This window comes from Citrobacter sp. Cc139 (genome assembly GCF_030334645.1).
Taxonomy (GTDB): Bacteria; Pseudomonadota; Gammaproteobacteria; order Enterobacterales; family Enterobacteriaceae; genus Citrobacter; species Citrobacter werkmanii.
In genome coordinates this window covers 68,133-94,017 of record NZ_JAOWDM010000073.1, presented here as the reverse complement: position 1 = coordinate 94,017, position 25,885 = coordinate 68,133, and the positions used below count along the sequence as shown (strand labels likewise).

The window sequence follows — 25,885 nt, the reverse complement described above, 5'->3', positions numbered from 1 at the left end:
AGATAAATTTTTTGTTTATGCTTTGTAGGTCATTGTTGATAACTTACGGTATCAACTCACATTTTATTAATATCAACATTAAGCACGCACAAAAATAGGGGTGTGTTAATGTTGTTTAGACGAGAATATCTAATTCATATACGCGAGGAAGATATCAGTTGCATATTGGAACAGGACTATCAGAGATAGTCCTGCCAATAAAACATTTTAAAATTAGAACTGATAGTTTAACGAAACCCAGTAGTTACGACCCGGATTTACGTAGCCGGTAGTGGATTGTGCAGTCTGATAGTAGTCACCTGCGTAGGTGCTATTGCGACCAACCTGATACAGTTTAACTTCGCTGAAGTCTTTATCCAGTACGTTATTGACTGCCGTATTCAGCGTCAGGTCTTTGGTCAGCTTATAAGACATTCCCATATCGAGAACGGTCCAGGCTTTTAAATTCGCGCCTTTGTCGTCATACACCGCCTTTTGTACCGCGCTGAGGTTCTCATAATTTTCGGTAAAGCGTGGCGCCTTACCGCGATAACGGGCGCTCAACCAGGCGTTCATATCTTCTGTAGCCTGCCAGTTCAGGCGGGCGTTAGCCATATGTTTGGGGGTATAGCTCAACGGTGCGCCTTTATTATCACCATCTTTTTGCTTGCTTTGTGTGTAGGTGTAGTTAAGAGATAAACTCAGTACGTCCGACCAGAGAGGGAAGGTGCTGGCGAATTCAATACCATCGGTCCTTGCCTTACCGCTATTGGTATAGCTGTTGGTATTATCATCGATAGAATACGAGACAATTTTATTTTTATATTCGGTATAGAAGCCGGTAACGTTGGCGTTCAGTCCGGCCTCGTTTTCATAATATAGCCCGGTTTCGTAGCTGATACTTTCTTCCGGCTTGAGGTCAGGGTTACCGACAGTATTAACAGTTCCTTGCGCAGTTACGCCGCTAATGCCGTTATGCAACTGGCTGAGTGAGGGCGCTTTATAACCTGTAGTGACACCGCCTTTGAGCGTCCACTCATCGGAGACATCCCAAACCATATAGGCGCGAGGACTCAGGTGGCCGCCAAACACATCATTATGCTCATAACGGGTACCTGCGGTTAACGCCAGTGAGTCTAGAATATGCCATTCATCTTCCGCATAGGCAGCCCACGTTTTTTGGTGGAACGTCTCGCCGGTATTGGCCAGTACGACACCGTCTTTCATTCGCGCATCCCAGTATTCTCCACCAAGAGTTAACAGGTGTGAGTCACCTAATGGCGTCAGTAGCACCGAGTCCAGAATGACGTTAGTGTTCTTGAGTTCTCGCGCATCACCGGCACGGCCCGCGTTTTCCGGCGTGAGCGCGGAGGAGACCAGTTGTCGGCCTTTGTTCTCGGTTTCATTCCAGCCGAGGGAAGATTTCCAGGTGCCGAACGTTAAAGCAGTATCGTGGCCGAGAGTCACTTTGTTGCGCTCATAGCGCAGCGTTTTATCATAACCTCCCGTCAGGTTGCCCAACTGTCCATCGTCATTGTCATAGCGCTGTCTGGCAGAGTCGAGATCTAACCACAACGTGTTGTTCTCATTGGTTTTCCAGTCCAGGCGCGTGCCGATATTATAGTTCTCAGATTCAGTTGGATAGGGTACGCGAGTAGAGGCGGTATCGCTCAAAGAGGTGACGCTTGAGCCCTGGCGCTGCGTTGTGCTCCCGCGAACCTGCATATCCAGCACGCCTGCGATTAACGGACCGCTGGACCAAAAGTTGGCCACCGTACTGTTACCCCATTTATTACTCTCTTGCAGGTTAACGCCGGTATTGATGGAGGTGCTCCATTTATCGGTACTTTTTTTGGTAATGATGTTCACCACGCCACCGATTGCGTCGGAGCCATACAGCGTCGACATTGGGCCGCGGATCACTTCGATATGATCGATTGCCGCCAGCGGAGGCATAAAGCTGGTATTCATGGCAGAGAAGCCGTTTGGCGTTACATCGCTGCTGCCGTTTTGACGAATACCGTCAATCAGGATCAGGGTATAGCTCGCAGGCATGCCACGGATGCTGATCTCCAGACCACCGGTTTTACCGGTGCTGCTTTCGACATCCACGCCCTCTACTGAACGCAGGGCTTCACCTAAATCATTATATTTATTGGTTTGTAACTCTTGCTGCGAAATCACGGAAACACTGGCTGCTGCATTGGTAATTTTCTTTTCGTAACCGGAGGCGGTGACTACCATGACATCTTCGGCAAAAACCAGGGGGCTGGTAAAACCCATACAGGACAGAACGACAGAGGCAATCGGTTTTAAACGCATAGTCAAACTTCCTTTGTTAAAATTCAAAGGCAGTAAGATAATTGATGAAAATGATAATACAAATAATTATCATTATAGATTTACATAACTTGTCATTTCTGGTGTTTTTCTTGAATAAATAGACATAAATTGTCATTGATTTAGCGTAAGGGAATGGTGGTTAAGATAATAGTCTTTATGGTAATTATTAGAATCGAATTAATATGTTATCGAATGAATGGTTGAATTTTAAACAATTTCTGGGGGTCACATCGTACTCATAACGGAGTATCAGAAAAAAGTATGATAATTTTAGAAAATCGTCATACTTTTCTGCGCCGCATCATTTTTTTCGCCAATTCTCTTCGCCATAATCCCTTTCCCAGGAGACTGCTTAACGACAATGCATCGTTAAGCGGCATAAACATAACGCAAATCTGGATAACATAATGATCAAAGGCAAGCTGGCACTCCTGACGTGTGCATTAACTCTAGCATTAACCTCACCACTCCTCGCCGCGCAGAATGCGGGCGCAGGTCAGACGTTAAAACTGGCGATTGGACCGGAGCCAACGGAAGGGTTTGACCCAATGTTGGGCTGGAGTCATGGCAGCTATTTGCTTTTGCATGCGCCGTTATTAAAACAAAATGCAGATATGAGCTGGGGAAACCTGCTGACGGAGAAGGTGGTGACCAGTGCTGACGGCAAAACCTGGACGCTGACGTTAAAACCTGACCTTAAATTTTCTGATGGGTCGCCGCTAACCGCTGAAGATGTTGTGTTCACTTATAACAAAGCAGCAAAAAGTGGTGGAAAAATTGACATGGGGAACTTCGCTCATGCCACTTTGAAAGATAACCGCACGGTCGAAGTGACGCTGAGCAGCCCGCAGAGCACCTTTGTGAATGTGCTGGGATCTTTAGGCATTGTTCCGGCAAAGCTTTATAACGAAAAAACATTCGCCAAACATCCGATTGGCGCAGGTCCTTATCGGTTGGTGAGTTTCCAGCCTGGGCAGCAGCTGATTGTGGAGGCTAATCCCTGGTATGCCGGTAAGAAAAATGATTTCAGTAAGCTGGTGTTTGTTTTCCTTGATGAAGATAACGCTTATGCCGCAGCACGCAGTGGGCAACTGGGATTAGTACGTATTGCGCCTTCGATGGCGGTCGCCCCTCAGCAGCAGAATTTGAAACTGTGGGTGCGTGACAGCGTGGAGAATCGGGGCATTGTGTTCCCGATGATTCCTGCAGGTAAAAAAGACGCCAATGGTTATCCGATTGGTAACGATATTACAGCCGATGTCGCGATCAGACGCGCCATCAATCACGCCATTGATCGTAAGCAGCTCGCCGATCAGGTTATGGAAGGTCATGCGATCCCCGCCTATAGCGCGGTTCAGGGCCTGCCATGGCAGGGGCAGTCAGTCGCGTTCAAAGATGGCGACAGCGAAAAAGCACGGACGATTCTGGAAGACGCTGGCTGGAAAGTGGGTAAAGACGGTGTACGAGTGAAAGATGGCAAAGAGGCGCGCCTGACTTTATGGTATGCCAGCGGTGACAGTACGCGTCGGGATTTAGCCGAAGCCGTACGTGCGATGCTGGAGCCTGTGGGTATCCAGGTATCATTGCAATCCGGAAGCTGGGAAACCGTTGAGCGTCATATGCATGCCAACCCGACGCTGTTTGGCTGGGGAAGCCTGGATCCCATGGAGCTGTTCCATCATTACAGCAATCAGGCTGCGGGCGTGGAGTATTACAACCCCGGTTACTACAGTAATTCTGTCGTTGAAGAGCATCTCAAACAGGCTATTGATGCACCGGACTGGCAAAAAGCGCTGCCTTTCTGGCAACAGGTTGAGTGGGATGGCAAGCAAGGCGCTGGTGTACAGGGCGATGCCGCATGGGCATGGTTATTGAATATTCAGCACACTTACCTGGCAAATCCATGTATTGACTTAGGCAAAGGCGCACCGGAAATTCACGGGAGCTGGTCACTGCTCAATAATCTGGATGAATGGACCTGGACCTGCCGTTGATGAAGTCTGTAGTGGGCCATTTTCTCCGGCTGATGGTGTTATTAGTGCTGGTTGCGGCTGGCACTTTTGTGCTGCTCAGCTTTTCTCCGGTCGATCCGATTCGTGCTTATATTGGCAACGATCTCCTGCACGTGCCACCGGAACAATATGCACGTATCGCCGCACGCTGGGGATTGGATCAGCCGCTGTGGGAGCGTTTTGGTAACTGGTTTATACGGGTATTGCAGGGCGATCTCGGCTACTCGATGTTGTTTAATGCGCCGGTTGCCAGCGTGATCAAGGAGCGCTTTGCTACCTCGTTTGCGCTGCTTAGCGGCGCATGGCTGCTCTCCGGTATAGTGGGGACGGCAATGGGATTTGTCGCCGGACGCTACCTGAATCGCTGGCCGGATAAAGCAATTTGTCGCCTCAGCTATCTGCTTTCCTCGTTACCGACCTTCTGGATTGGCATGCTGCTGCTGGCGTTATTTGCCGTTCGTTGGCCGATATTCCCGGTCTGCTGTGCGTGGGAGCCTGGCAACAACAGCGATATGGCGACACTAACCGAGCGTCTGCGCCATCTGGTGCTTCCCGTTTGCGCGCTAAGTTTACTGGGGCTGGGGCAGATTACGCTTCATACGCGGGAAAGTATCGCCAGCGTAATGAAGAGCGAATTTGTCCGTTTTGCGCGCTCTCAGGGCGACAAAGGTTGGTCACTGTTACGCCATCAGGTTCTGCGCCACGCTATCACGCCCGCGCTGTGCCTGCAGTTCGCCTCGCTGGGAGAACTGTTGGGGGGCGCGCTGCTGGCAGAAAAGGTCTTTGCTTATCCCGGACTTGGGCAGGCGACCATTGATGCCGGCTTGCGGGGCGATCTACCGTTACTGATGGGGATCGTCTTGTTTAGCACCGTGCTGGTTTTTATTGGCAATTCACTTTCTACCTGGTTTGTACACGTGTTGAACCGTGCTCTGGAGCGACCCGATGCTCTATAATCCGACGCCGACGCTTATTCGTCTGGTGCTCTCTTTTAGTTGTCTGCTATTCATTGCGGTTTATGGTGCGGCCACGCTGGATAACCCGTTGAATGTGAATCTGCTTGCCCGTCATCTGCCCCCTGATGCGCTGTACTGGTTTGGCACCGATAACCTCGGTCGCGATCTGTGGGTGCGTTGCTTTCAGGGGGCGTTAACCAGTCTGCAAATTGGTATTGGCGCAGCCTTGTGCAGCGGCTTCATTGCGTTAATGATGGCGGCGTTGTCGCGCCTGCATCCACGTCTGGACGTGCTTATGCGTCTGATAACTGATGCCATGCTGTCGATGCCGCATCTGCTGCTGCTTATTTTGATTTGTTTTACGCTGGGCGGTGGGAAAAGTGGGGTGATCATGGCAGTGGCGCTAACCCACTGGCCGCGCCTCGCACTGATTCTGCGTGCAGAGGCCGAACGTGTTGCCCATAGCGATTATCTGACGCTGACATGGCGTCTGGGACATGGTCATTTTTACTGCTGGCGACATCACTATTTACCGGCATTGTTACCCCAATGGCTCACGGGGACATTGCTGATGTTCCCTCATGCGGTGCTGCACAGCGCGGCGTTGAGTTTCCTCGGGTTTGGACTGGCGCCGCATGAACCGTCGCTGGGGCTGCTGCTGGCGGATGCGCTGAGGTTTATCAGTCATGGGGACTGGTGGTTAGTGCTGTTTCCGGGGCTGATGTTATTCAGCCTGGTGATGTTATTCGATCAGCTCGCGAGGGCAGTGCATCGTTTATGGTTGCGAGGTGACATATGTTGAGTTTAAGACAGGTCTCGCTGGACGTGGCGCGTTATCGTTGGTTCGGGGCGAGAAAATGGTCTCCGCTGTTGCAGAATATCTCTTTCGACGTTGCGCCCGGTCAGATGGTGGCCTTAGTTGGGGGAAGTGGTGAAGGGAAAAGTCTGCTCCTGCAATGTCTGCTCGATCTGTTACCGGAAAATTTGCGTCTGCACGGCGCCATAACCCTTGATGGCAAAATGCTGAACAGTCATGACATCCGCGAATGTCGGGGCAATACCTTCAGCTATGTCCCGCAAGGCGTTCAGGCCCTGAACCCGCTGCTCTCAATTGAAAAGCATTTGCGCAGAGCAAGTCAGCTCTCCGGCCAAACCTGGAATGCCGGAAAAATAGAAAAATTGCTCCAGCGCAGTCAACTGGAAACCAGCGTATTAGATGCCTTCCCGCGTCAGCTTTCAGGCGGTATGGCGAAACGTGTTCTGGCCTGTCACGCGTCGCTGAGTCAGGCCCGCTATATTCTGGCTGACGAAATTACCGCCTGGCTTGATGCGCCATTGGCTAATCAACTGCTTGAGCAGTTGCGTGGTTTATGTGAGCAAGGGGCTGGTGTTTTATGGGTGACGCACGATCTCACGCTGGCGGCCCAACATGCGGATCGCATCGTCGCGCTGTATCAGGGAAGCGTGTCGGATAACGTTAGTCGTGAACAGCTGTTGCGCGGGGAAATTAGCGAGCATCTGCAACGTCAATGGCGGGCTCTGCCTGAGAGAAATCAATTATTTGGAGTGCGCGATGCTGTGCTGTCGTGATGTCGTGATTCGCCAGGGAGGGAAGGTGCTGTGGCAAAACCTTTCTTTCTCTTTGTACCCCGGTGAACGTATTGGGATTTGTGCGCCCAGCGGAACCGGCAAAACGACGTTGGGGCGCGTGCTGGCGGGCTGGCAAAAGCCGACCTCGGGCGACATTCTTATCGATGACCAGCCGCTACCGATGCATCAATATTGCCCGGTGCAACTGGTACCGCAGCATCCGGAATTAACTTTTAACCCACGGCGTAGCACCGGCGATGCGGTTTATGACGCCTGGCGGCCCGGCGCGGAACTCCTTATCCGTCTGCATATCAAGCCGGAGTGGCTAACCCGTCGCCCCGGACAGCTTTCTGGTGGTGAACTGGCGCGAATCGCCATACTTCGCGCGCTGGACCCGCGGACCCGTTTTCTTATTGCCGATGAGATTACCGCCCAGCTCGATCCTTACATTCAAAGAGATATCTGGGGGCTGCTGCTCGAAGAATGCCAGCGTCGATCGTTAGGCATGCTGATTATCAGCCATCAGCAGGCGCTGCTTGATCAGATTTGCACACGAGCGCTACTCACGCCGTGATTTTCCCCGCTCCGGTGAGTGACGACGTTGATTAAATGGCTATGTTATATTATAACATTTCACTCGCAAACGATTTGAGGGTGAAATTTTGGCTATTCATTTTAAAAAACTGGCAATCGCTCTGGGGATGATTTTGGTCAGTGGTCAGGTTTTGGCACACGGTCACCATTCACATGGTGTTCCGATGAGTGAAACAGAACAAAAGGCGTCAGAAGGCGTGTTTGATGATGATCAGGTACAGAACAGAGCGCTGACTGACTGGGATGGCATGTGGCAATCTGTCTATCCGTATCTGGTCAGTGGCGAACTTGATCCGGTATTCAAAAAGAAAGCGGAGAAAGATAAAAGCAAAACGGCAGAACAGATTAAAGATTATTACCGTCAAGGCTATGCAACTAACGTAGACACCATCGGCATTGAAAATGGTGTGATGGAATTTCATACCGGTAATCAGGTTACATCATGCAAATACGATTATGCCGGATATAAAATCTTGCACTATAAATCAGGCAAGAAAGGTGTACGTTATTTGTTTGAGTGTAAAGCTGCTGATAGCAAAGCGCCTAAATACGTCCAGTTCAGCGATCATATCATTGCTCCGCGCAAGTCAAGCCACTTCCATATTTTTATGGGAAATACCTCGCAGGCAGCCTTGCTCGAAGAAATGGAGAACTGGCCTACCTACTATCCTTATCAGTTGAAAGGCGAAGAGGTGGTGGATGAGATGCTGCACCATTAATCCGGCCTAAGTTAACGGTACATACCCGCCGCCGGTGGCGGGTATTTTAATTAACAACCTTCTCTTTCCATCCCCCTGCGCATTCGTTAGCATATTGTCTTGCAGCAAGTGCATGTGTTTTTTCAGGAAGAGGTTAACGTGTTTGCAGAGTATGGAGTTCTGAATTACTGGACATATCTGGTGGGGGCTATTTTTATCGTGCTGGTTCCCGGGCCAAATACGATATTTGTGTTGAAGAATAGCGTTGGTCGGGGAGTGAAGGGCGGTTATCTCGCCGCAAGCGGTGTGTTTATCGGTGATGCTGTGTTGATGTTTTTGGCCTATGCCGGTGTTGCCGCCTTGATCAAAACCACGCCTGTTTTATTTAATATCGTTCGTTATCTCGGCGCTTTTTATCTGCTGTATCTCGGTGCGAAGATCCTGTACGCCACACTGAAATCAAAGGCAAGCGACGCCGCGGCTGAGGAAGTCCCGTTTGGCGCCATTTTTAAGCGCGCCTTAATTCTGAGCCTGACTAATCCGAAAGCAATCCTGTTTTATGTTTCGTTCTTCGTGCAGTTCATTGATGTCAATGCGCCGCACTCAGGGCTGTCATTCTTTATCCTGGCTATAACGCTTGAGATAGTGAGCTTTTTCTACCTGAGTTTCCTTATTTTTTCCGGCGCGTTTGTGACCCAGTACATTCGTACCAAGAAGAAGTTGGCTAAGGTGGGTAACTCCCTTATCGGTCTGATTTTCGTTGGTTTTGCTGCCCGTCTGGCGACGCTTCAGTCGTAATCATTGGCCCGCTGAATATGGCGGGCTTCAATATTAAGCTTTTCTTCCCCACACATATCAGCTAATGGTTATAACCAATAAATGGTATTTTAAATGTATATTTTGAGGCGTACTCTGTACACAGCAGCGGTTCAATAAGACTCGCTGGTTGTCGACTGGAAAAGGGAAGAAAAATGCTTCAAATTCCACAGAATCATATCCATACACGCTCAACTCCGTTCTGGAACAAACAAACTGCACCTGCCGGAATTTTCGAACGCCACCTTGATAAAGGCACCCGTGCCGGGGTTTATCCTCGACTGTCAGTTATGCAGGGGGCGGTCAAATATCTCGGCTACGCAGATGAACACAGCCCAGAGCCAGTAGAGGTGATGGTTATTGAGGCCGGTCAGTTTGGCGTTTTTCCGCCGGAAAAATGGCATAACATCGAAGTGATGACCGACGACACTTACTTTAATATCGATTTTTTCGTTGCCCCGGAAGTACTGATGGAGAGTGCAAATCAACGAAAAGTCGTGCGCACTGGCAAGGAGTAAATCATGGGCAAAGCAACCTATACCGTCACAGTAACCAATAACAGCAACGGTGTGTCTGTTGATTACGAAACCGAAGCACCGATGACATTATTGGTTCCGGATGTCGCGGCAGAAGTGGTCAAAGACCTGGTCAATACCGTCCGTTCATACGATACCGAAAATGAGCATGAAGTCTGCGGATGGTAGGGCTTTCACTTCTGATACCGTTTGAACTGATTGATTCTTAACTTGAAAACCGCACTGCATTTTGATAACGCAGGGCGGTTTTTTATTTGCGCCGGATAGATCGCAGTCTGGAAAAAGATTTCTTAAGAATACCTTAAGAAATTCGCATCGTTTGCTAATAGTTGAACATTCATAGGGGTTATGATCGTGAAATAGTAACAATACAGAACTTCGCGCTTATGAAATTGAATACCCGACTTACATTATCCGCATTCATTCTTGGACTGGTCCTCGTCGCGATCCCGTTCACCGCAAACTGGCATCTTCCTCTGCTCAATGGCGCGGTTGTCACATGGATTGAAAATGGCCAGGCGCTATGGTTATTGTTTGGTGCTGTATTTACTGTCTGCTACATCCGGCCTTTATCGCGTCCTGCAGGCGAGAAGCAATTTTGGCTTTGGGCGGCGGTATGGTGGCTGGTATTACTGGGCCGAAGCACCAGTTGGGGCCGTGATTACTTCCCGGAGCATCCTAAACTGCTGTTCAGAGCTATCTCAGTCGTGTTAATTGCGATGATTATTCTGCCGGTCCTGCTGTCGAAGCACCTACGCCAGGATATTGCCCGGCGCTTGCGTAATGAACCGCTACCGCTGTGGCTACTGGCGATCACCGTCTGCGCATTTTTGATTTCCGATACAGTGGAGCATCATCGCCTGCTGGCGCCTGTCTTTTTGCATAACGCCAGTTACGGCGATTTGATTGAAGAATTGTACGAACTGCCGTTTATGGTGGGATTGTTTCTGATGAACCTCGGTTTTATGCAGCGGGATAAACAGCATGAGCCTGCCGCTATTTGCTTCAGTGAACCGCATCTGGCGAAGTAGTTGGAAAAGGCCTGAGTCTGGAAGGCCAGACTCAGGCGGTCAGGACGATAATTTACGCAATGGCCTCACACAAGCGTGATTTCATTTCGCTGTACGTTTGTGCGGCATACTTCTCCGCCCATCCCTGATCGGTAATGTGCTCAATTTTGACAGCACAATATTTGGTTTCCGGCGTTTTCGAGATCGGATCAAGGTTATCCTGTGTTAGCTCATTACACGCGCCAATCCACCATTGATAGGTCATATACACTGTGCCGGCATTAATACGCTCGGAGACATCCGCACGGCTGATGACCTTGCCTCGGCGCGAGCTTACCCACACCAGGTCACGATGACGGATACCCAGTTTTTCTGCATCATCGGTGTTGATTTGAACATACCCTGGCTCATCAGCCAGCGCCTGTAATGCCGCGCAGTTGCCGGTCATGGAGCGGCAGGAGTAGTGTCCGACCTCGCGCACAGTACACAATACCAGCGGATAGTTCTCATCAGGGACTTCAGCAGGAGCGCGCCACGGAGCGGCAAACAGTTTGCCTTTGCCATTCGCGGTATCAAACTGGCTGTGTGCGTAAAGATACGGTGTACCCGGGTGATCGAGATCCGGACAAGGCCACTGAACATGGCCCATCTCACCCATTTTCTCATAGGTCACGCCATAGAATAGCGGGCACAGTTCGCGCATCTCATCCCAGATTTGCTGATTATTTTGATACTGCATCGGATAGCCCATTTCGCTGGCCAACAGACTGATAATTTCCCAGTCACGTTTAACATCCCCGTGGGGTTCAATCGCTTTCTCAAAACGCTGGAAACCACGATCGGCGCAGGTAAAGACGCCACCGTGTTCGCCCCATGATGTTGCAGGCAACAGGACGTCGGCCATCTCTGCCGTTTTGGTCATGAAGATATCCTGCACGACGATAAAATCGAGCGCGTTAAATCCTTCCCGGACCAGCCCCAAATCAGCCTCGGTTTGCAGCGGATCTTCGCCCATGATGTAGTAGGCTTTTATTTTGCCCTCAATCGCCAGATGCGGAACTTCGGTGATGCGCGTTCCGACCTTGTCATCCATCTGATTAACGTCAATCCCCCAGGCGGTGGCGAATTTCTCCCTGACGGCAAAATCGGTCACGTCCTGATACCCCGGAAACTGGTTAGGCAGTACGCCCATATCACATGCGCCCTGCACGTTATTTTGCCCGCGTACCGGGCCAACGCCGACGTTTGGACGTCCCAGATTCCCGGTCAGTAAGGCCAGGCTCGACAGTCCACGCACCACATCAACGGCCTGGCCAAACTGCGTGACGCCCATCCCCCACATCACGGTTGCCGATGGCGCCGCGGCAAATGTACGCATCGCCTGACGAACCTGTTGTGCAGGGACGCCGGTTAAATGTTCTACGGCTTCAGGGGCATAGTCCTTAACGGTTTCCCAGTATGTTTCCAGACCTTCGGCATGTTTATGCACGTACTCGCGATCGTAAAGCTGCTCTTCAATAAGCACATGGCCAAAAGCGTTGACCAGCGCCATGTTGCAGCCATTTTTTAACTGCAAATACTGATCGGCGATACGCGCGGTTTCAATACGGCGAGGGTCGCAAACAATGATTTTCGCGCCGTTCTGACGAGCTTTAATCACCCGACGGGCCACTATGGGGTGTGAGTCCGCGCAGTTATAACCAAAGATGAGCAGGCATTTTGAGTTTTCAATGTCGCTGATGGAGTTGCTCATTGCGCCATTGCCCAGCGTTTCCTGTAGACCCGCAACGGAAGGGCCGTGACAGACGCGGGCACAGCAGTCGACATTGTTGGTGTTGAGCACCCCACGGGCGAATTTTTGCATCACGTAGTTGGTCTCATTGCCTGTTCCTCGGGAGGAACCTGTCGTCATGATGGCGCGAGGACCATAGGTATTTTTGATTTCAGATAAGCGTTTAGCGGTGTAACGAATGGCCTCATCCCAGCTAACGGGAGTGAATTTTCCACCTTTTTCATAACGGATCATCGGGCGAGTCAGACGGGGAGTCAGAAGGCGGGTGTCGTTCAGAAAGTCCCAACCATAATAGCCTTTCAGGCATAACTGATTTTGGTTCGTTACACCCTCAGCGGCTTCGGCGCGGATGATTTTGTTATTTTCAACAACAAGCTTGAGCTTGCACCCGGCCCCACAGTATGGGCATACACTGGTGATTTTTTTCATCAATAACAGACCTGTTAAATGCTGAAATAGCGCGAATTGTAGACGAAGCCACGTGAATAGATATCACGGGCTACGATGTGTCGTAGTGACGGGTTGTTAAAGCATAAAGCATGCCAAAAATGAAAACCCAGCATTGGCAGGGGGTGCTGCCCAGAGAGCAGAGAGGAATGACTGTCGATTCGTCACTATTGACGAGAAGCGTCAAAAATATCACCGTTTTGTCGTTGGTCTAACTCTATGAAACATCAGAAAAAGATGAAAATTACAGGTGATGCCGATCACAAATTATAATTTTTCAGCGCTATGCTATGCTTTTATACAACGAGTCAATCGTTAACTTAGAAAACATAAGTGAGGAAAATAATGGGCATTATTTCATGGGTGATTTTCGGTCTTATCGCGGGGATTTTGGCAAAATGGATTATGCCGGGTAAAGATGGCGGCGGATTCTTTATGACCATTATCCTGGGGGTTGTTGGTGCGGTGGTTGGCGGCTGGATCAGTACCTTCTTTGGCTTTGGCAAAGTTGATGGTTTCAACTTCGGCAGTTTCGTCGTAGCGGTTATCGGCGCGATCGTGGTGCTGTTTATCTACAGAAAGATCAAAAGCTAACTCAATATACAGAGAGGAAAGGCCACTGATATGTGGCCTTTTTATTAGTTACCACCAGCCCAGTTCCGTTCCCAGAACCACGATGATAGCCACGCCAATCATTATGAGCGTTGTTTTTTTCATCGTTATGCACCCGGCGCAGCGTAGCCGCCAACAAAAAACCAGGATAAGAAAACGACAGCGGAAATAAAAATAATGACGGGGAAAATAATACCGAGTCGCATAGGATTATCTGCCAGAGTTATTTAAAGACGAGCCAGCATAGCAGGGCTTAATGTACGACAAAAGTGGTTTTATCCTGTCGCTTTTTATCTTTGTACATTGCGCTGTCTGCCATGTGGAGCGCACAGTTTACATCGGTCTCATGCGGATCAATTTCCACCACGCCCAGGCTGGCGCCAGGATAAAACAGATGGACGCTGCCCAAGTGATAGTCGCCGCAAATGCGCTGTTGCAGCTGATTTTTCACCTTTTGCAGGCGCTCACACCGATCGCTTTCATCTTCCGGCGACAGGCTAACGACTAAAAATTCGTCACCGCCCAGTCGACCAAGGATATCATTGTCGCTGCATTCGTGGAGCAGGCGCTGTCCGATCTGGATCAGGAACTGGTCGCCAACTTCATGACCAAAGCGGTCATTAATCAGTTTGAAATCATCCAAATCAATATAGGCAACGACGACCTTCTGCCGGAGATGTCGGGCAAGCGAAAATAGGGTTTCAACATTTTCAAAAATCGAGCGCCGGTTCGGTAACCCGGTCAGCGCATCGGTGTAGGAATACGCAATCAGCGCGGCGTTGGCTTCGCGTAACTGAGCGACCAGCGACTCTTTTTGAATAGACTGGGCGATCAGGCCGGCAAACAGATTCAGCACCTGTTCACCTCGCTCGCTCAATGCCTGCTGGCGGCGACTGGTGGCGCAGAGCGTACCGTAAAACGTTCCGTCCGGAAGATGAACAGGCGTGCTGAGAAACGTAGTGATTTCCAGCGCGCGGGCTGCGCTGCATTCCGGCCAGCGTGCGGGCACGTTGTCGCTATACAGACAGTTATCTTCGATGGCGCGTTTGCATAGCGTCTCATCCCACGGGACGGACAGCCCTTCCGGGATCTGCATTTGTTTGCTATTGCGCGCGTACAAAATATGCTGCAGGCGAGCATCTAAATCGACCTTGGTTAAATAGGTTGATTCCATCTCTGTCACCACCTCCAGCATCTCCAGAAGTTGCCGAACCAGACTCTCAACAGACTGCTCCGTGGCTAAGGATTGTGAGACTCTGGCGAGGATCATGTCCGACATGAGGTGTAAATACTCCTGAGTAATGACAAGGCTGGCGTTGCCCGCATGATAGAACATCAAGGTGAAAGATGAAACACGTGCTCCCGGTTAAAATGTAAACATAAAATTGAAGCCCGGTGGTAAAACATGGAGATATATGAGGAGTCGGGGTAATCTTGCCGGATAACGTTCTTAGCAGGAGTTGATATGAAACTGGCGTCTGTTATTTTGCCCGGCATGCTGGTGCTGGCAGGGTGTAGTGCCCCACAACCGGAAGCGCCAATGCCACCGAAAATTGGCATGGCGAATCCGGCATCGGTGTATTGCGAACAAAAGGGCGGCTCGCTGATTACGGTGCAGACTCCGCAAGGGGTAAGGTCTGACTGCAAACTCCCCGGAGGGGAAGTAATAGATGAATGGGAACTCTGGCGTAGAGATCATCCGGCAGCGGGGAAGTGATCCGCTGTTAGCATTGACGTAGCCATTCAGCCAGCACCAGCGCGTGGTTTTGCTGAGTATTCTTCGCCGCATACAGTAGCGTTAAGGTTTGCTGCCGGGCAATCTCTGCGAGGCGCTTCCCTTCCTGCTGCTGTTGGGCCAGTTCGCTACGGTACTGCTGGGAGAAGTGAGAAAAATCAATCAGCTCTGCGTGGAATGCTTTACGTAAATCTGATGACGGCGTCAGCGCTTTATTCCATTCATTGAAAGCAAGGTCGGTCTTTTTTATCCCCCGTGGCCACAACCGATCGACCAGAACGCGATAACCATCGCTTGTTTCTGCCGGGTCATACACGCGTTTACACTGAATATTCATCTTTTCATCCGCTCCATTAAGCCGCCGCGTTGGTATTTAGCATCATTTTTAGGACGGTTAAATAAGATCCTAAAACGTGACCATTATAGCATTTTGCCAGCCTGGACTCCCAATTTAAGGGATTGTGATACCGATGAAAAGTCGGTAGGCTGAGGCTCCTTATGTTGTCCCTTATTGTCTGGACATAAGGAAACCTTAATGGACATTTCCCCGATAAAAGATACGCTTCGCATTGCGCTGGTGGGCGATTACAACCCAGATATAGTGGCGCACCAGGCGATTCCCCTTGCCATTGATGATGCTGCTGCCGTGCTGGAGTTGGTGGCTGATTATGACTGGCTAACCACTTCCGATATCAACAGCAGCGAAGATCTGATTGGCTATGATGCCATCTGGGTCGTGCCAGGCAGCCCCTATCGACACCCGGAAGGGGCGCTGATTGCGATACGCTACGCACGCGAGAACAGCATTCCATTTTTAGGCACCTGTGGTGGTTTCCAACACGCCATACTGGAGTATGCCCGAAACGTACTGGGCTGGAGTGATGCCGCGCATGCTGAAACGGATACCGCTGGGCGAATGGTGATCGCGCCGTTGACCTGCTCGTTGGTTGAAAAAACGGATGATATTGAGCTCCGGGCCAATACGCTGATTGCGAAAGCCTATGGACGCGATGCTATCACGGAGGGGTATCACTGCAACTATGGTGTGTCGGACGCTTTTGCCACCGAGCTTGAGAGCGGCGATCTCCGGGTGACCGGTTGGGATGACGCCGGGGATATTCGCGCCATTGAACTGGTAACGCATCCTTTCTTTGTTGGCACACTCTTTCAGCATGAACGTGGCGCGCTGGCGGGAAAACCCGTGCCGTTAGTCCAGGTGATGCTCCGCGCCGCGCGGGGATAAAATGCCGGGCAGGAGGTTAGCTAACCTGCCCGCTACATTATGCGTTCGCGATCTCCCGATCGCGCCCAGCGCACAGACCAAACACGGCCATCAGCATCGCTAACGCGGCGACACCCGCTAATGGAATCAGCCAGCTACCGTTGAGGTCGTGAATTTTACCCATCAAGGGCGGCCCGCAGGCGGCCAGTAAATAGCCGACAGACTGCGCCATTCCGGACAACGCCGCGGCCTGATGTGCGGAACTTGCGCGCAGGCCAATGAAGGTCAAGCCGAGGATCATGGTCGCACCTGAGCCAAAGCCAAACAGAATGGTCCACAGTAAAGCCTGGTCGGGCATTATGGCGAATCCCGCCGCGCCAATGGCGCACATTACTGAAACCAGGGCGGCGATGGCACGCTGATCCTTAAATCTGTTCAGGACGAGGGGAATCAATAACCCTGGCGCGGCGGTCGCCAGTTGCAGCAAACCGTGCAACGAACCGGCCTGCGCCTCGCTGTAGCCGTGGCTGATTAAAATGGCGGGTAACCAGCCGATGATCACGTAATAGATAAGCGAGTTGATTCCCAGAAACAGGGTCACCTGCCAGGCGAGGCTGGAGCGCCAGATAGCACGGGAATGTAATGCGCGTGAGTTACTCAAGCTGGCATTGCCCGTCTGACGACATTGGGGTAACCAGATAACCAGCGCCAGCAGCGGAAAAATCATCAGTACCATCAGTGCGCCGCGCCAGCCAAATCCATTCAACGCCAGCGGAACAACCATGGCTGAACCCAGCGCCGCCGCTGCGCCCATGGTCAGCGAGTAAGCACCAGTAAGTTTTGCCACATGCTGGGCATAATCACGCTTAATCAGCCCTGGCAACAGGACATTTCCCAGGGCGATTCCGCACCCGATGATAGCGGTGCCGCTAAACAGCAATTCCGGTGAGGGCAGCGAGCGTATCGTAATACCTGCGCAAATCAGCAGCATAGCGGCAAACAGGCTGCGTTCGATGCCCCAGCGGCGCGCAACGGCTGCGGCCAGAGGGGATACCAGCGCGAAGGCCAGCAGCGGAAGGGTGGTCAACAGTCCCGTTTGGGCAGTGCTCAGACCGTAGTCGGCACGAATTGCATCTAACAGCGGGGCGGCGCCGGTAAAGGTAACGCGCAGCGTGGTGGCAATCATCAGGATACCCGCGATCAGCAAAGCAGCGTTTTTACCGCGGGAGGAAGGCGTATTTATCATTTTTTTCTCATCTTGTCAGGCGAGGCGATACCTTAGCGTTTTTACGCCATGAGTGAATCAAGCTAAAATGACAGTTTATCGCTAAAATCGGACATTCTTATGTTGGGACTAAGATTGGATGGGTATGAACCTGACCTTCACCATGATGCCGCGGTGGCGTTCTGCATTCAGGCCCGGGAAGATGAACTCTTTAGTCCGCTGCATCAGCATCGTAAGGGGCAGTTGATTCTGGCTTTGCATGGCGCGATTACCTGCGAGGTCGAAAATGCCATGTGGATGGTGCCTCCCCAATATGCGGTGTGGATCCCTGGTGAAATTCCGCACAGTAACCATGTAACCGTAGGCGCACAATTGTGTTTCTTGTTTATTGAACCTCATGCCGTCGTGATGCCTGAGCGTTGTTGTACGCTAAAGATATCTCCCTTGTGCCGGGAGCTCATTCTCTCGCTGGCGTCGAAAACGGACGACCAACGACTGGAACCGTCAACTCAGCGACTGACGCAGGTGTTGTTTGATGAACTCCCGCAGCAACCGCAGGAGCAACTGCAGTTACCGGTTTCCGATCATCCGAAAATCCGCAGAATGGTCGCGACAATGGCGCGAGAGCCTGCCCAATGGCAGACGCTGGGGCAGTGGGCCGACGTATTTGCGATGAGTGAGCGCAACCTTGCCCGGCTGGTCGTCAAGGAAACGGGATTGAGCTTTCGCCGCTGGCGTCATCAGCTGCAGTTGATTCTGGCGCTGCAGGCGCTGATCGATGGTCATAATGTTCAGCAGGTCGCGCAAATGCTCGGTTATGATTCAACCACCGCATTTATCACGATGTTCAAAAAAGGCCTGGGGCAGACCCCAGGCCGTTATCTGAGCTGACTTGCTACTGCTTCCCAACAATCAACGAGACCAGACCTGCCGCAATAAGCGGCCCCACCGGTACGCCGCGAAACAGCGCCACGCCCAGCACCGTACCGACCAGTAAACCGGCCACAAGCTGGGGCTGGCTGCCCATCAACGTGACGCCGCGCCCGCCAAGCCAGGAGACAACCACGCCGACGGCAATCGCGACCAGTGATTTCCAGTTTACAAAGGAGTGAATGAGCGTGGAGGGCGGTAGCGTTCCGCTGGCGATCGGTGCCATTACGCCGATAGTCAGAATAATAATCCCGATGGTCAGTCCCTGTTTTTCAATCCACGGAAAGAACGTATTCAGAGGGGTTACACGGACGATGATCAGCACCAGAATTGAAACAGCGACAGTGGTGTTGTGGCTGACAAAGCCCAGAGCTGCCAGTCCGAGGAGGATCAGCAGAGTGACATCAAACATCGTAGTTTCCTTGCCAAAAGAAAAAATAAGCCTGCTTACTGTACGCGTAAACGCGTGACGGAACAGGCTTTATTTAATAATTATGATTTTTTTGAGCTAATGCACGATGCGGCGTTATTTGCTGCTAACTCGGCTGTTATTGAACGCGGCGGAACGAAATTAATTCCGGTTGTGCAATTCGCAGGTAATCAGCAGTATCCATGATCACGGATTTTTCCAGCATTCCGGCATTGAACGCAATTTCAGTAAAACGTTCAAACAACAGCGGATCGGCGACCAGTTTGAGATTCGGATGGAAACTAAATGGTGGGATGGCGCCAAATACGCAACCCGTCAGTTCATCGACTTCCGCCGGGCTGGCGAGCGACGCTCTCAACCCGCCGATATGGCCGGCCAACAGGCTCAGGTCGGCCTGCTGGTCGGCAGAGAGAATCGCCAGAACATGCTGATTAACGCCGTTACCCTTTACTTTACAGACCAGCGCTTTTGCCCCCTGGCCCAGTGCAGTACCGCGAATTTCAGAGACCGCTTCACATTTGCCGACGGCTTCATGGCTAACCACGCGATACGTCGCGCCTTGTTCTGATAATAACGAAATTAAACGCTGATGCGTTGCGTTACCTTTGTTCACTTCCGTCATGACTTGCTCCTGGTACAACAATGAAAATCCTGGCTGAAAAATGATTACGCATCGGTGCGTTTTTTCTGTTTGTTCAGATAGAGTTGGGCATCCGATGCTTTGTAAGCATCATCAATGGTGTCGTTTGGCTGCATATTATAAATCCCGGCAGAGAAGCTGATTGATATATCTTGCGCAATAATTTGTAAGTTGTAGCGAATCCGTTCCAGCACGCGGTGCGTTAATTCACTGGGATGATTGATGAGGATAATGCAAAATTCATCCCCGCCGAGTCGGATGGCATAGTCGCTTTTGCGAATCGAGGTTTGAATGGCTTTAGCCAGAAGGGTGATAATGCGATCGCCTTCCTTATGCCCCAATGTGTCATTAATCACTTTAAGCTTATCGCAATCAATGGCGATAAAGGTCACGAGGGTTCCCGTGTTCACCAACTGCTGCAAACGCTGTTCGAGCATCGGCGTCAAAATTTTACGGTTATAGAGTCCAGTCATCGCATCGCTGATATTTTCCCGCGTGACGTTGTGATACAACCGAAAATGAGTTCTGACCATATTCAGCAGCAATATCGTTGCCAGAAGATAAAAGGCAAATATTTTCCATGATGAGACGATAAAGTACATAAAATCAAGAGATAACGTGACGCGTATGCCGCCAGGGATGTCCTTCTCGTAGTGAACGTAGCGGAATAAATGGGTCTCACTTTGGTGAACAATAATCTCTTTTCCTGAGCTGATATCCGAGAGCGTCACGTTAAGAAAACGCCAGACGAGAGGGCGATCGCTGGTATAAAAGATATTTTTTAAATTTTCTTTGTTAATATCCACCATCACCACGCCTTTTAGCTTACCGGCATAGTAGACCGGCGTTAAAAAGCTCATCACCTTTTTCTCGGTCAGGTTATCCTCATAAATACTGGAGATCACCGTTCGACCAGTGAAAATACCGTCAATATCATTCTGATCGATTCCCAGCGAGCCTTTTTGCAAAAATGTCCAGTTGTGTATCGCAAATTTCCGTGAGTCGATCAGGTCATAGAAATAGACGTAGTTATTTTTCAGATCGACGTAGTAGCGAAATTTATACTCCAGCGTCCCTAATCCCTGCCCATAATCCTTTTGCAGGCGATTGACGTTCACCGCCCGGTCAAAAGAGGGTAACAGGAATACGTCTTCAAGTTGCCCGCTACATTTCGTAGAGGTGGTCTGCAACGTACCGTGTAATGGCAGATAATTATGCGCTGTGAGATTGAGCCCATGTGTACCGTTAACGCTATCGAAAGCATCGCAGAACGCTTTTTGTTGTTCGACAGATGCGGGTTCCTTAGGGGATGAAAATGTGCGCATCAGATGGGCTGCAATACTCTGATTGGTGTACTTATCATAGAGAAAGGAGGAGTCGGCTTTCTCATTGATATAGCGCATATAGGCATTCATTGCCTTATCGCTGGCAATGAGTTCATAAACTAAAAAAGAAGATGTCAAAACAACAACGCTGACTGAGATAAAGAGCCTGAGCGCTTTATGATGCAACTTCATAATGAATTACAGCCCATAGGTTAGAGATGCGATTTTACCACATGCTCCACATTCGCTCTAACGAAGCGGCGGGATAAACCATTGCAAAATGTCACGATCATGATACAGGGTAATGTAATCAGCCGAAGCCTGAGCCTCGGCCGAAAGTGGTTACTTAATTATTGCTGGTGGTACTTTGCTTATGAAACAGTTCGCGGAATACCGGATAAATATCATCCTGATCGCGGATATGCTGCATCGCAAAATTTTCAAAGGTTGATTGCAGATGTTCATATTCACGCCATAAGGTCTGGTGCGCGCGGCGGGTAATTTCGATATAGCTGTAATATCGCACTACCGGCAACAGTTTTTTCGCCAGAATCTCGTGACACAACGGTGAATCATCCGCCCAGTTATCACCATCCGACGCCTGTGCGGCATAGATATTCCACTGAGCAGGGTCGTAGCGGTCTTTCACCACTTCATCCATTAACTTCAGCGCGCTGGAGACAATAGTTCCCCCGGTTTCCTGAGAGTAGAAGAACTCATGCTCATCTACCTCTTTCGCCTGGGTGTGGTGGCGAATATAAACCACTTCCACGTTCTTATAGGTGCGGCTTAAGAACAGATACAGCAGAATATAAAAACGCTTTGCCATATCTTTGGTCGACTGATCCATCGAACCGGAGACGTCCATCAGACAGAACATCACCGCCTGGCTGGAAGGATCGGGCCGTTTTTCATAATTCTTGTAGCGTAAGTCAAAGGTGTCGATAAACGGCACGCGTTCGATTTTTGCCCGTAGTTCGGCAATTTCTTTGCGTAACCGTTCCTCTTCCAGCAACTGAGCCGGTTCACTTTTCGCGATGGTCTCAAGATCCGCTTCGAGCGCATGCAGTTCGCGACGCTTACCTGCCGTCATTGCCGTGCGACGCGCCAGTGAATTTTGCAGGGAGCGCACCACGCTGATGTTGGCCGGCACACCGTTAGAGGTAAAACCAGCCCGGTGCGTTTTGTACTCCGTTAGCTGACGCTGCTGATTCTGTTTAAGGTTTGGCAGTGCTAAATCTTCGAAAAGCAGATCGAGATATTCATCTTTAGAAATCTGGAAGACGAATTCATCCTGACCCTCGCCATCCTGACTCGCCTGGCCTTGCCCGCTTCCCGAACCGCCGCCTCCGCCCTGTGGACGTTCAATACGGTCATTCTGCACAAAATGGTCATTACCCGGATGCACACGATGGCGCAAGCCACCGCGCCCCTGATGAAACATCGGTTCGCTAATATCATCAGTCGGAATAGAGACAGATTCGCCGCTATCCACATCAGTCACCGAACGCTTGTTAATGGCCTCGGAGATCGACTGTTTAATTTGCGATTTATAACGGCGTAAGAAGCGCTGGCGGTTTACCGTGCTCTTGTTTTTGCCGTTAAGACGCCGGTCAATAAACCAGGTCATAAGCCCCCCGTACTGCATTTGCCAACTTACGCTTCATCCTTCAAGTTGTCTCCGCGTTGGCTGCATTCGCTCACCCAGTCACGTACTTATGTACGCTCCTGGGAATTCACTCATTTGCCGCCTTGATACCTCTTGAATGGTTTCGCGTACAGAAGAAATATTGGCCCGGTAAACGGAAAAATTTTCCGGGCCATTTATGCTCTTAAGACGATTTACGTACGCGCAAATACCATTCGCACAGTAAACGCACCTGTTTACGCGTGTAGCCTTTTTCCATCATACGGTCGACAAAATCGTCGTGTTTTTTCTGCTCGTCAGTCGAGGTTTTGGCGTTGAACGAAATAACCGGCAGCAACTCCTCGGTATTGGAGAACATTTTCTTCTCAATCACCGTGCGCAGTTTTTCGTAACTGGTCCAGTTTGGATTGCGACCGCTGTTATTCGCTCTGGCGCGCAGAACAAAGTTGACGATCTCGTTACGGAAGTCTTTCGGGTTACTGATACCCGCCGGCTTCTCAATTTTCTCCAGCTCTGCGTTCAGCGACTCGCGATCGAACAGTTGACCGGTATCCGGGTCGCGGTACTCCTGATCCTGAATCCAGAAATCCGCGTAGGTGACGTAACGGTCGAAAATGTTCTGTCCGTATTCGGAGTAGGATTCGAGATAAGCTGTCTGAATCTCTTTGCCAATAAATTCAGCATATTTAGGGATCAGGTAGCCTTTCAGGAACTCAAGATAACGTTCTGCCTGCTCCTGAGGGAACTGTTCACGCTCGATTTGCTGTTCCAGGACGTAGAACAGATGCACCGGGTTCGCTGCGACTTCGGCATGATCAAAGTTAAAGACGCGAGAGAGGATCTTAAACGCGAAACGCGTGGACAGACCGTTCATTCCCTCATCGACCCCGGCGTAATCCCGATACTCTTGATAGGATTTCGCTTTTGGATCGGTATCTTTCAGACTTTCGCCATCGTAAACGCGCATCTTCGAGTAAATGCTCGAATTCTCAGGTTCTTTCAGACGAGAAAGAATGGTGAAACGGGAGAGCGTTTCCAGCGTGCCTGGCGCGCAAGGCGCATGGGTCAGCTCACTGTGATTAAGCAATTTCTCGTAAATTTTGATCTCTTCGGAGATCCGCAAGCAATAAGGCACTTTGACAATGTAAACACGGTCAAGGAACGCCTCATTGTTTTTGTTGTTGCGGAACGTCACCCATTCAGACTCGTTCGAGTGGGCAAGAATAATTCCGTTAAACGGCAGGGCAGAGATACCTTCCGTCCCGTTGTAGTTTCCTTCCTGGGTGGCGGTCAGCAGAGGATGCAGCACTTTAATCGGTGCTTTAAACATCTCTACGAACTCCATAATCCCCTGGTTAGCGCGGCACAACGCCCCCGAGTAACCGTAGGCATCAGGATCGTTCTGGGCGTGGTGTTCGAGTTTACGAATATCCACTTTCCCGACCAGCGCAGAGATATCCTGGTTGTTTTCATCGCCAGGTTCCGTTTTGGCGATAGCGATCTGCTCCAGAATAGACGGCCAGACTTTGACGACGCGGAATTTTGTAATGTCCCCGCCAAATTCGTGCAGGCGTTTCGCCGCCCATGGCGACATGATCGTCCCGAGGTAGCGACGCGGGATCCCATACTCTTTTTCCAGGATCTGCGCATCTTCCTGTGGATTAAACAGGCACAACGGATGATCGTTAACCGGGCTACGTTCGCCATTGGCGCTCAGGACATAAATCGGAACTCTCTGCATCAGCGACTTGAGTCGCTCAGCGAGAGATGATTTCCCCCCTCCCACAGGCCCCAACAGATACAGAATCTGTTTCTTCTCTTCTAACCCCTGAGCCGCATGTTTCAAATAAGAAACAATCTGCTCAATGGCGTCTTCCATGCCGTAAAACTCTTCGAAAGCGGGATAGCGTGCAATTACCCGATTCGAAAAGAGTCGAGAAAGACGAGGTTCGTGGGCAGTGTCAACCATGACAGGCTCACCAATAGCCATTAATAGCCGCTCTGCCGCGTTGGCATAAGCACTGCGATCTTGCCGACAAGTGGTAAGAAACTCCTGCAGCGTGAACTCTTCGTCCTTGGCAGCTTCGTAACGCTGGCGATAGTGATCGAATATATTCATGGTATGCCGTCCTTTCGTTTTTTAGCACATGTTAAGAGCCGTTCATATGAATAGTAGAGGCCCCTGAAGAGGTAAACTGAACGACGTCGCTGCTGAAGAAATAAGCAACTCTCATGCCATTTTGATGGTCAGGAGATCAACGTATTCGGTGATACACCTTCTAAAATTAAGCGTAGATGGCATTTGCAAAACTTGCCTGGGTGCGCAAATGAATTTCAATGGCATATCAATAACTCATCAGCAAAAAAAGCACATCTTATGTAAAGAAATGGGGCGGGATTCATGTGGTGTTCACTATCCTGCAAGCAAAATGTCATCACTCGCTGAGAAATTAGGGGGTTACATTCCTGGACTAATACGTAAAATAGTTGGGCTGAAGCGTATTGGCGGTTACACTTTGACCGCTACACATTTGAATAAGGAATTATGGATTGTGACCAAACTCAAACTTCTGGCACTTGGCGTGCTTGCCGCAACCGCAGTTAGCACCGCACACGCGGAAAGTCAGTGGACTGTTGGTGCAGGTGTCGGCGTGATTAACAGCCCGTACAAACAGTATGACCGCGATGTTTATCCCGTTCCGGTTGTCACCTATGAAGGCGATAACGTCTGGTTCCACGGTCTGGGTGGCGGCTACTATCTGTGGAATGATACGGCAGATAAGCTCTCCATCATGGCGTACTATGATCCGACGCATTTCAAGCCGGGTGACAGCGACAGCCATGCTTTGCGCCAACTCGACAAGCGTAAAAGCAGTCTGATGGCTGGCCTCTCGTATGTACATAACACCCAGTATGGTTTCCTGCGTACCGCTCTGGCGGGTGATACCCTGGATAATAGCAACGGCTTTATCTGGGATCTGGCCTGGCTCTACCGTTACACTAACGGTGCGCTGACTTTGACGCCGGGTATCGGTGTGCAGTACAGCAGCGAAAACTACAACGACTATTATTATGGCGTGTCCAATCACGAGTCTCGCCGCAGTGGTCTGAAAAGCTACAGCGCTGACGATGGATGGGATCCATACCTGGAGTTGACTGCAAGCTATAACTTCCTTGGCAACTGGAACGTATACGGCACTGGCCGTTATGTGCGTTTGAGTGATGAAGTGAAGGATAGCCCGATGGTCGATAAATCCTGGTCTGGCATCTTCTCGGTGGGTGTAACCTACAAGTTCTGATGCTATTGCGTGTCAAATACAAGCCTGCAGAGATGCGGGCTTTTTT

At 50.4% G+C, this 25,885-nt stretch carries 26 protein-coding genes and 1 pseudogene; 15 read left to right on the top strand and 12 right to left on the bottom strand.

The window, feature by feature from the left end; translation table 11 throughout:
* Positions 1 to 213: 213 nt before the first annotated feature.
* Entirely contained in the window at positions 214 to 2,301 is a 2,088-nt protein-coding gene (locus tag OGV69_RS07990; protein WP_038639972.1) for a TonB-dependent receptor, read from the bottom strand.
* 428 nt (positions 2,302 to 2,729) lie between these two features.
* Here OGV69_RS07990 and OGV69_RS07985 point away from each other — a divergent pair, with 428 nt between their 5' ends.
* The 10 genes from OGV69_RS07985 (at position 2,730) to OGV69_RS07940 (ending at position 10,555) form a co-directional block, all read left to right on the top strand.
* Positions 2,730 to 4,316 carry an ABC transporter substrate-binding protein gene (locus OGV69_RS07985; RefSeq protein WP_069324311.1) on the top strand — a complete coding sequence of 529 codons (1,587 nt, stop codon included), beginning with the start codon at positions 2,730 to 2,732 and terminating at the stop codon, positions 4,314 to 4,316.
* The gene (locus tag OGV69_RS07980) at positions 4,316 to 5,290 is read left to right on the top strand and encodes an ABC transporter permease (RefSeq protein ID WP_069324329.1); all 975 of its coding nucleotides are present in this window, start codon (positions 4,316 to 4,318) and stop codon (positions 5,288 to 5,290) included. The genes OGV69_RS07985 and OGV69_RS07980 overlap by 1 nt, the downstream gene beginning before the upstream one ends.
* On the top strand, positions 5,280 to 6,092 hold the full coding sequence (locus tag OGV69_RS07975; RefSeq protein ID WP_069324310.1) for an ABC transporter permease: 813 nt from the start codon (positions 5,280 to 5,282) through the stop codon (positions 6,090 to 6,092). Before OGV69_RS07980 ends, OGV69_RS07975 begins: the two co-directional genes overlap by 11 nt.
* A complete protein-coding gene (locus tag OGV69_RS07970) occupies positions 6,086 to 6,880 on the top strand; it encodes an ATP-binding cassette domain-containing protein (RefSeq protein WP_069324309.1) in 795 nt (264 codons plus the stop codon). The genes OGV69_RS07975 and OGV69_RS07970 overlap by 7 nt, the downstream gene beginning before the upstream one ends.
* Positions 6,864 to 7,454 (top strand): ATP-binding cassette domain-containing protein, encoded by a 591-nt coding sequence (locus OGV69_RS07965; RefSeq protein ID WP_069324308.1) that lies wholly within the window; start codon positions 6,864 to 6,866, stop codon positions 7,452 to 7,454. Before OGV69_RS07970 ends, OGV69_RS07965 begins: the two co-directional genes overlap by 17 nt.
* Before the next feature lie 88 nt (positions 7,455 to 7,542).
* Complete coding sequence (zinT, locus tag OGV69_RS07960; protein WP_069324307.1) at positions 7,543 to 8,193, top strand: metal-binding protein ZinT; 651 nt, start codon at positions 7,543 to 7,545, stop codon at positions 8,191 to 8,193.
* A gap of 138 nt (positions 8,194 to 8,331) precedes the next feature.
* Positions 8,332 to 8,970: a leucine efflux protein LeuE gene (leuE, locus tag OGV69_RS07955; RefSeq protein ID WP_032940118.1), complete on the top strand. Its 639-nt coding sequence runs from the start codon at positions 8,332 to 8,334 to the stop codon at positions 8,968 to 8,970.
* 173 nt (positions 8,971 to 9,143) lie between these two features.
* Entirely contained in the window at positions 9,144 to 9,506 is a 363-nt protein-coding gene (gene yeaR, locus OGV69_RS07950) for a DUF1971 domain-containing protein YeaR (protein WP_038640001.1), read from the top strand.
* A 3-nt stretch (positions 9,507 to 9,509) separates the two neighbouring features.
* Positions 9,510 to 9,692, top strand: a complete 183-nt coding sequence (locus tag OGV69_RS07945) for a DUF1869 domain-containing protein (RefSeq protein ID WP_003832433.1) — start codon at positions 9,510 to 9,512, stop codon at positions 9,690 to 9,692.
* Between the two features lie 218 nt (positions 9,693 to 9,910).
* On the top strand, positions 9,911 to 10,555 hold the full coding sequence (locus OGV69_RS07940) for a hypothetical protein (RefSeq protein WP_069324306.1): 645 nt from the start codon (positions 9,911 to 9,913) through the stop codon (positions 10,553 to 10,555).
* Positions 10,556 to 10,607: 52 nt separating this feature from the next.
* Here OGV69_RS07940 and fdhF read toward each other — a convergent pair whose 3' ends face one another.
* Positions 10,608 to 12,755 (bottom strand): formate dehydrogenase subunit alpha, encoded by a 2,148-nt coding sequence (fdhF, locus tag OGV69_RS07935; protein ID WP_069324305.1) that lies wholly within the window; start codon positions 12,753 to 12,755, stop codon positions 10,608 to 10,610.
* 363 nt (positions 12,756 to 13,118) lie between these two features.
* Here fdhF and OGV69_RS07930 point away from each other — a divergent pair, with 363 nt between their 5' ends.
* Positions 13,119 to 13,367, top strand: a complete 249-nt coding sequence (locus OGV69_RS07930) for a GlsB/YeaQ/YmgE family stress response membrane protein (protein ID WP_005120370.1) — start codon at positions 13,119 to 13,121, stop codon at positions 13,365 to 13,367.
* Positions 13,368 to 13,415: 48 nt separating this feature from the next.
* On the opposite strand, the gene yoaJ is transcribed toward OGV69_RS07930, so the two are convergent.
* The 3 genes from yoaJ to OGV69_RS07915 are packed head-to-tail and all read right to left on the bottom strand — an operon-like array spanning position 13,416 to position 14,664.
* Positions 13,416 to 13,490, bottom strand: a complete 75-nt coding sequence (gene yoaJ, locus OGV69_RS07925) for a protein YoaJ (protein ID WP_099530266.1) — start codon at positions 13,488 to 13,490, stop codon at positions 13,416 to 13,418.
* Between the two features lie 2 nt (positions 13,491 to 13,492).
* The gene (locus tag OGV69_RS07920) at positions 13,493 to 13,591 is read right to left on the bottom strand and encodes a YoaK family small membrane protein (RefSeq protein ID WP_038640017.1); all 99 of its coding nucleotides are present in this window, start codon (positions 13,589 to 13,591) and stop codon (positions 13,493 to 13,495) included.
* A 47-nt stretch (positions 13,592 to 13,638) separates the two neighbouring features.
* On the bottom strand, positions 13,639 to 14,664 hold the full coding sequence (locus OGV69_RS07915; protein ID WP_038640019.1) for a sensor domain-containing diguanylate cyclase: 1,026 nt from the start codon (positions 14,662 to 14,664) through the stop codon (positions 13,639 to 13,641).
* Between the two features lie 186 nt (positions 14,665 to 14,850).
* Between OGV69_RS07915 and OGV69_RS07910 the strand changes: the two genes are divergently transcribed.
* Positions 14,851 to 15,102: a putative hemolysin gene (locus tag OGV69_RS07910; RefSeq protein WP_069324304.1), complete on the top strand. Its 252-nt coding sequence runs from the start codon at positions 14,851 to 14,853 to the stop codon at positions 15,100 to 15,102.
* Positions 15,103 to 15,109: 7 nt separating this feature from the next.
* Here OGV69_RS07910 and OGV69_RS07905 read toward each other — a convergent pair whose 3' ends face one another.
* On the bottom strand, positions 15,110 to 15,457 hold the full coding sequence (locus OGV69_RS07905; protein WP_038640022.1) for a DUF488 domain-containing protein: 348 nt from the start codon (positions 15,455 to 15,457) through the stop codon (positions 15,110 to 15,112).
* Between the two features lie 198 nt (positions 15,458 to 15,655).
* On the opposite strand from OGV69_RS07905, the gene OGV69_RS07900 reads away from it, so the two are divergent.
* The gene (locus tag OGV69_RS07900; protein WP_069324303.1) at positions 15,656 to 16,363 is read left to right on the top strand and encodes a CTP synthase C-terminal region-related (seleno)protein; all 708 of its coding nucleotides are present in this window, start codon (positions 15,656 to 15,658) and stop codon (positions 16,361 to 16,363) included.
* Between the two features lie 37 nt (positions 16,364 to 16,400).
* Here OGV69_RS07900 and OGV69_RS07895 read toward each other — a convergent pair whose 3' ends face one another.
* The gene (locus OGV69_RS07895) at positions 16,401 to 17,588 is read right to left on the bottom strand and encodes a CynX/NimT family MFS transporter (RefSeq protein ID WP_069324302.1); all 1,188 of its coding nucleotides are present in this window, start codon (positions 17,586 to 17,588) and stop codon (positions 16,401 to 16,403) included.
* 99 nt (positions 17,589 to 17,687) lie between these two features.
* On the opposite strand from OGV69_RS07895, the pseudogene OGV69_RS07890 reads away from it, so the two are divergent.
* Positions 17,688 to 18,480: pseudogene (locus tag OGV69_RS07890) on the top strand (AraC family transcriptional regulator); the annotation flags it as partial.
* On the opposite strand, the gene OGV69_RS07885 reads toward OGV69_RS07890, so the two are convergent.
* The 5 genes from OGV69_RS07885 to yeaG all read right to left on the bottom strand — a co-directional run bounded on the left by OGV69_RS07885 (position 18,463) and on the right by yeaG (position 24,659).
* Positions 18,463 to 18,909: a DUF441 domain-containing protein gene (locus tag OGV69_RS07885; protein ID WP_085049524.1), complete on the bottom strand. Its 447-nt coding sequence runs from the start codon at positions 18,907 to 18,909 to the stop codon at positions 18,463 to 18,465. The pseudogene OGV69_RS07890 and the gene OGV69_RS07885 sit on opposite strands and share 18 nt — an antisense overlap.
* A gap of 136 nt (positions 18,910 to 19,045) precedes the next feature.
* Complete coding sequence (locus tag OGV69_RS07880) at positions 19,046 to 19,549, bottom strand: YbaK/prolyl-tRNA synthetase associated domain-containing protein (protein WP_038640035.1); 504 nt, start codon at positions 19,547 to 19,549, stop codon at positions 19,046 to 19,048.
* Between the two features lie 44 nt (positions 19,550 to 19,593).
* Positions 19,594 to 21,084: a diguanylate cyclase DgcJ gene (dgcJ, locus tag OGV69_RS07875; RefSeq protein ID WP_038640038.1), complete on the bottom strand. Its 1,491-nt coding sequence runs from the start codon at positions 21,082 to 21,084 to the stop codon at positions 19,594 to 19,596.
* Positions 21,085 to 21,238: 154 nt separating this feature from the next.
* Positions 21,239 to 22,522, bottom strand: coding sequence for a YeaH/YhbH family protein (locus OGV69_RS07870; RefSeq protein ID WP_038640041.1), 1,284 nt, complete (start codon positions 22,520 to 22,522; stop codon positions 21,239 to 21,241).
* A 202-nt stretch (positions 22,523 to 22,724) separates the two neighbouring features.
* Entirely contained in the window at positions 22,725 to 24,659 is a 1,935-nt protein-coding gene (gene yeaG / locus OGV69_RS07865) for a protein kinase YeaG (protein ID WP_038640044.1), read from the bottom strand.
* Positions 24,660 to 25,092: 433 nt separating this feature from the next.
* Between yeaG and OGV69_RS07860 the strand changes: the two genes are divergently transcribed.
* On the top strand, positions 25,093 to 25,839 hold the full coding sequence (locus OGV69_RS07860) for a MipA/OmpV family protein (protein WP_038640047.1): 747 nt from the start codon (positions 25,093 to 25,095) through the stop codon (positions 25,837 to 25,839).
* The last annotated feature ends 46 nt before the right edge of the window (positions 25,840 to 25,885 follow it).

What these genes read in the sequence shown, in the direction of transcription:
- OGV69_RS07990 (WP_038639972.1), bottom strand. Translation starts at nt 2,301, where the DNA reads ATGCGTTTAAAACCGATTGCCTCTGTCGTTCTGTCCTGTATGGGTTTT.
- OGV69_RS07985 (WP_069324311.1), top strand. Translation starts at nt 2,730, where the DNA reads ATGATCAAAGGCAAGCTGGCACTCCTGACGTGTGCATTAACTCTAGCA.
- OGV69_RS07980 (WP_069324329.1), top strand. Translation starts at nt 4,316, where the DNA reads ATGAAGTCTGTAGTGGGCCATTTTCTCCGGCTGATGGTGTTATTAGTG.
- OGV69_RS07975 (WP_069324310.1), top strand. Translation starts at nt 5,280, where the DNA reads ATGCTCTATAATCCGACGCCGACGCTTATTCGTCTGGTGCTCTCTTTT.
- OGV69_RS07970 (WP_069324309.1), top strand. Translation starts at nt 6,086, where the DNA reads ATGTTGAGTTTAAGACAGGTCTCGCTGGACGTGGCGCGTTATCGTTGG.
- OGV69_RS07965 (WP_069324308.1), top strand. Translation starts at nt 6,864, where the DNA reads ATGCTGTGCTGTCGTGATGTCGTGATTCGCCAGGGAGGGAAGGTGCTG.
- yeaR (WP_038640001.1), top strand. Translation starts at nt 9,144, where the DNA reads ATGCTTCAAATTCCACAGAATCATATCCATACACGCTCAACTCCGTTC.
- OGV69_RS07945 (WP_003832433.1), top strand. Translation starts at nt 9,510, where the DNA reads ATGGGCAAAGCAACCTATACCGTCACAGTAACCAATAACAGCAACGGT.
- OGV69_RS07940 (WP_069324306.1), top strand. Translation starts at nt 9,911, where the DNA reads ATGAAATTGAATACCCGACTTACATTATCCGCATTCATTCTTGGACTG.
- fdhF (WP_069324305.1), bottom strand. Translation starts at nt 12,755, where the DNA reads ATGAAAAAAATCACCAGTGTATGCCCATACTGTGGGGCCGGGTGCAAG.
- OGV69_RS07930 (WP_005120370.1), top strand. Translation starts at nt 13,119, where the DNA reads ATGGGCATTATTTCATGGGTGATTTTCGGTCTTATCGCGGGGATTTTG.
- OGV69_RS07920 (WP_038640017.1), bottom strand. Translation starts at nt 13,591, where the DNA reads ATGCGACTCGGTATTATTTTCCCCGTCATTATTTTTATTTCCGCTGTC.
- OGV69_RS07915 (WP_038640019.1), bottom strand. Translation starts at nt 14,664, where the DNA reads ATGTCGGACATGATCCTCGCCAGAGTCTCACAATCCTTAGCCACGGAG.
- OGV69_RS07910 (WP_069324304.1), top strand. Translation starts at nt 14,851, where the DNA reads ATGAAACTGGCGTCTGTTATTTTGCCCGGCATGCTGGTGCTGGCAGGG.
- OGV69_RS07905 (WP_038640022.1), bottom strand. Translation starts at nt 15,457, where the DNA reads ATGAATATTCAGTGTAAACGCGTGTATGACCCGGCAGAAACAAGCGAT.
- OGV69_RS07900 (WP_069324303.1), top strand. Translation starts at nt 15,656, where the DNA reads ATGGACATTTCCCCGATAAAAGATACGCTTCGCATTGCGCTGGTGGGC.
- OGV69_RS07895 (WP_069324302.1), bottom strand. Translation starts at nt 17,588, where the DNA reads ATGATAAATACGCCTTCCTCCCGCGGTAAAAACGCTGCTTTGCTGATC.
- OGV69_RS07885 (WP_085049524.1), bottom strand. Translation starts at nt 18,909, where the DNA reads ATGTTTGATGTCACTCTGCTGATCCTCCTCGGACTGGCAGCTCTGGGC.
- OGV69_RS07880 (WP_038640035.1), bottom strand. Translation starts at nt 19,549, where the DNA reads ATGACGGAAGTGAACAAAGGTAACGCAACGCATCAGCGTTTAATTTCG.
- dgcJ (WP_038640038.1), bottom strand. Translation starts at nt 21,084, where the DNA reads ATGAAGTTGCATCATAAAGCGCTCAGGCTCTTTATCTCAGTCAGCGTT.
- OGV69_RS07870 (WP_038640041.1), bottom strand. Translation starts at nt 22,522, where the DNA reads ATGACCTGGTTTATTGACCGGCGTCTTAACGGCAAAAACAAGAGCACG.
- yeaG (WP_038640044.1), bottom strand. Translation starts at nt 24,659, where the DNA reads ATGAATATATTCGATCACTATCGCCAGCGTTACGAAGCTGCCAAGGAC.